At 59.9% G+C, this 2,789-nt stretch carries 2 pseudogenes; one reads left to right on the top strand and one right to left on the bottom strand.

The features are described from left to right. Positions 1 to 104: 104 nt before the first annotated feature. Positions 105 to 599 (bottom strand): annotated as a pseudogene (locus NKI54_RS36105) (transposase); the annotation flags it as partial. A gap of 1,341 nt (positions 600 to 1,940) precedes the next feature. Here NKI54_RS36105 and NKI54_RS36100 point away from each other — a divergent pair. Then, positions 1,941 to 2,223: pseudogene (locus NKI54_RS36100) on the top strand (transposase); the annotation flags it as partial. Between the last annotated feature and the right edge of the window lie 566 nt (positions 2,224 to 2,789).

Here is a 2,789-nt window from a genome sequence, read left to right as displayed (position 1 = left end):
CTTCAGGCCGCTGCGCTTGCCGACCAAATTGCCCTGGGCGGCATAATGTTCATGCTCCGTTCGACCTTAGCGTATGATTTCGAGCAGTTCTTGCTCTGACCCCTGATCCGCTCGTTCGTCAGCGCCTTCCGCTCCCGCACCAACCGGCGACGGTCTTCCTCCTCCGGCGTTGGCACTCGCAACATCGCGCGGTTGTAGGCCAACAACGCTCGAACCAGTGCTTCCCCATCAATCCTGTCGGTCTTGGCCCGCCGGCGGCGACGCGATGTGGCAATGGATGCCGGGTCCACGACATAACTCTCGATGCCTTCGCGTTCGAGGACCCGATGTATCCAGAATCCATCCAGACCAGCTTCCTGGATTGATATGACCCGGAAACGCTGCCCTGTCCGCACTTCCGCCTTTCGTTGCAGCTCTGCGAAGTGATCGAGCAAACCCGGAATGTCGCCCCCCGGCACGAGGTGTCTCGACATTCTCTCGCCCCCACCTGGCGAAAGCGAAGTCACGAGCCATTTTGAACGAGACAGTTCTAACGAGACAAATATTGCGGCAAGATCGACGCGGATAGCGGCCGGGGCTTTGGTGGTGTTGGCTTGCATGCTGACCTCCAGGTGATGTTTGGCGACTTCACTCTGGCAGAGCGCTGGTCGCCTTCCATCCCCATAGGATCTTCAATGGCCGAGGTTCGAACACCGCTCAGCGCCGAAGATTCCAAGCGAAAACGACTAGTCATGGTTGTTTCACAGGTAGGAATTCCTTCCAAGGGTGCTTATGCACGAACATGGCTACGCGAACCACCCGTCAGTCCTCACGTGATGACGCTGGGTAAAGGCTGTGGCTATTCGGTTACAGACAGTCCGGACCTCAAAACAAATTCGTCAGCCGTCGGATTCCTGCGATGTCATAGGCGTCTTGAAGTGGTGCAACTCACCCGTGAGCTCGTTGACCAGCGATAAATCGGTAAAGGCCCCTCCGACGTCCACGCCGAACCCGCAGTGCCCAGGAGGCTAGCGAAAATCCCTCGTCCTCACTCTAATCTCGTCGATGTGCCCATACGGGTCGAACATCCCAGCCGTTTCGTGGCGACCTCACCGCACTTGCCGAAAAGATGAAGCTGTCGGCCCCTCGTGGATTTCGCGCCGGTGATGGCGCACCGCGACGATCCCGATCTCTTATGGTACGGCGAACTGGAGAGCACAAGCGCCCCTGCCAGGACGCGCTCATCCAGAAGGAAGAGGTGAGAGGCTACGCGATCGGGTGTGCTGAGAGTGGAGGCGCATCGCGTCCGACCATCTGTGGAATCGGCAGCCTTGATTAACGCCTGCGATGTCTGACCCTGGCCATCCATGGCGGAGTGCTCTCGCTGAGGTTAAAGGCAGCCTCTTCGGCCTCGTACCGGGTCAGCCCGGTGAGCGGCCGACCGTATCTCTCGGCGGGAAGCCCTGTCAGGCTATCGATCACCGACCACAGCCCTGATTCCGACGGCAAAATCTTGTAGTGCCTCATCGAGCCCTCGCGTGCTAGAAGCATAGAGAACTGCCGCTTTATCGGAAAGTTCCGCATCGCAGCATCAAAATGTTGCGACGCACTATGAGAGCCCTAGGCTAAGCTGATGAGGTGGAACGGCCCCACTGCGCGTCAGGGATGGCGACGCTGTGATCCTGTTATCCGGACAGGTTTCCCGCTGCAGCCCGGCTTGGTAATTCATCAGGGCCTGTCGCAAATGAGAAGTCGAAGGGCAAGGCGGCTTCCGGCTCGCAGAGCGGTCCGAACGACGTCGGCGCGGTCTCTAAGCCTCGCCCCGATGCAGCTTGGCCTGCCTACCGACGATCTCTTTGTTGGTGCGCGCGAACTGAAGGAATGGCTGTTTCGGGAAGCCGAGATGGCGGTGTCGAACGAGGATATTGCCCGTCGCTTCGTGGCCGACTGCCGTCGCACCCGCACGGTTCCCCGGTATCGGTCCGGTAGGGGCTCTAGCATTGGCTGCATCCGTTGCCGATCCGGGGCAGTTCCGCTCGGGTCGGGAGTTCGCCGCCTGGCTCGGGCCGACCCCTTCGCAAAACTCGAGGGGCGGCAGCGGATCCTCGGCTTGTCGCGTTGCTCGCCAGGAAACCCGTGCGCTTGGCGAGTGTGGCCATGGCGAACAAGATGGCCCGTGTGGTCTGGGCGATCATGGTACGCGCGAGACCTCAAGCTCGTCATGCCGCGAACCTTGCGGTGTAAGGTTGCGAAGAAGATAAATTTTAGGACAGAGAACAGGCGGGCCGATCGATCGGCTCCAGTAGGTTGTGAGAGCGACGCGATGTGATGGCGAGACTGGTCAGGCCGGGAACAGGGACAACCCGTCGAATATCGGAGGCACCATAGCCTGATAGGCAGATGGGATCCAGTTCGCCGACCCATCAGGGCCAGCAGTCTCGAACGGCTGCATCAACAGGCCGGACAGAAGACTGCACCCGCCCAACGCGCCGTAACGTCCAATTACCTCTTGCATCGCGGGAGCCATCCACAGAGCTCTTTCTGGGAGAAGGCGACGGCGCTGCATGCGGAGGACCACCGGCCGGCGGTCTGCCCGAACGCCGCGCTCGTGTCGGCAATGTCGAGGCTTCCTTCAGCGAACGACCAACGGGAGAACTTTGACCGATCGCGGGTGCGAAGCCGCATTGGCATGTGAGCGCCCAAATAGACTTCTGTGGTTGCCGTCCGTTGCGCAAGTAGTGTCTGACCCTTTTTGACGTGTGATCGAGTGCGGTCTTCTGTCAGGCCTTTATTTACGGCACTTTCAGAAG

It is taken from the genome of Mesorhizobium sp. M0663 (assembly GCF_040320585.1).
Taxonomy (GTDB): Bacteria; Pseudomonadota; Alphaproteobacteria; order Rhizobiales; family Rhizobiaceae; genus Mesorhizobium.
Note: the sequence above shows the minus strand (reverse complement) of the source record. Positions and strands in the feature narration are given on the sequence as shown.